The organism is Mycobacterium sp. E2462, assembly GCF_001672685.1.
Taxonomy (GTDB): Bacteria; Actinomycetota; Actinomycetes; order Mycobacteriales; family Mycobacteriaceae; genus Mycobacterium.
The window spans coordinates 1-1,052 of sequence record NZ_LZKC01000265.1; the positions used below are offsets into that span (position 1 = coordinate 1).

Sequence of the window (1,052 nt, forward strand, 5' to 3'; positions counted from 1 at the left end):
CCGCCAACCGCTACGCGAACGCCTGACCGCGAAGGAACTCTCCAATGACCAAGCCGACAAAGCAAATTCATCTGGCCGCGCATTTCCCGGGTGTCAACAACACCACGGTGTGGAGCGACCCGGCGGCCGGTAGCCACATCGAGTTCAGCTCGTTCGCGCGATTCGCCCAGACCGCCGAACGCGGCAAGTTCGACTTCCTCTTCCTGGCCGAGGGATTGCGGTTGCGCGAGCAGAACGGCCTGATCTACGACCTGGACGTCGTCGGCCGCCCCGACACGTTCACCGTGCTGGCCGGGAGAAGATCGCGTCGGCGGCGGACGCGGCGAACTCGCGGCCCTCGTCGGAGTCGCCGGCCTGGAAGATCACCGGCCGGCCCTGCGGGCTCCTAGGCACGTTGAACCGGCCGTGGATGGCGAAGTGCGCGTCGGTGTGGGCGAACGCCCCGGCATCCGGGTCGGATAGGAAGACGCCGGTCGGCTTGTCCGCGACGATCTCGTCGCCGCGCCAGGAGTCGAACAGCTCCAGCGTGGTCTGCAGGAAGGTCCTGGCCCGCTCGTAGCGTTGGCCTTCGGCCAAAAAGCCTCCGCGGCGGAAGTTCTCGCCGGTGAAGGCGTCCCAGGACGTCACCACGTTCCACGCGGCGCGGCCGGCGGACAGGTGATCGAGCGAGGCGAACTGCCGCGCCACCTCGTAGGGCTCGTTGAAGGTGGAGTTGATGGTGCCGGTCAGCCCGATGCGTTCGGTGACCGCCGCCAACGCGGCCAGCACGGTGAACGTGTCGGGGCGGCCGACGACGTCCAGGTCGTAGATCAGGCCGTTCTGCTCGCGCAACCGCAATCCCTCGGCCAGGAAGAGGAAGTCGAACTTGCCGCGTTCGGCGGTCTGGGCGAATCGCGCGAACGAGCTGAACTCGATGTGGCTACCGGCCGCCGGGTCGCTCCACACCGTGGTGTTGTTGACACCCGGGAAATGCGCGGCCAGATGAATTTGCTTTGTCGGCTTGGTCATTGGAGAGTTCCTTCGCGGTCAGGCGTTCGCGTAGCGGGTGGGGG

2 pseudogenes are annotated in these 1,052 nt (G+C 66.8%); one reads left to right on the forward strand and one right to left on the reverse strand.

Going from position 1 to position 1,052, the window contains the following annotated elements:
- Positions 1 to 44: 44 nt before the first annotated feature.
- Positions 45 to 293: pseudogene (locus tag A5714_RS27145) on the forward strand (F420-dependent methylene-tetrahydromethanopterin reductase); the annotation flags it as partial.
- Here the strand turns inward: A5714_RS27145 and A5714_RS13240 are convergent.
- Positions 292 to 1,008, reverse strand: a pseudogene (locus A5714_RS13240) (LLM class flavin-dependent oxidoreductase); the annotation flags it as partial. The pseudogenes A5714_RS27145 and A5714_RS13240 overlap by 2 nt on opposite strands.
- Positions 1,009 to 1,052: the final 44 nt, after the last annotated feature.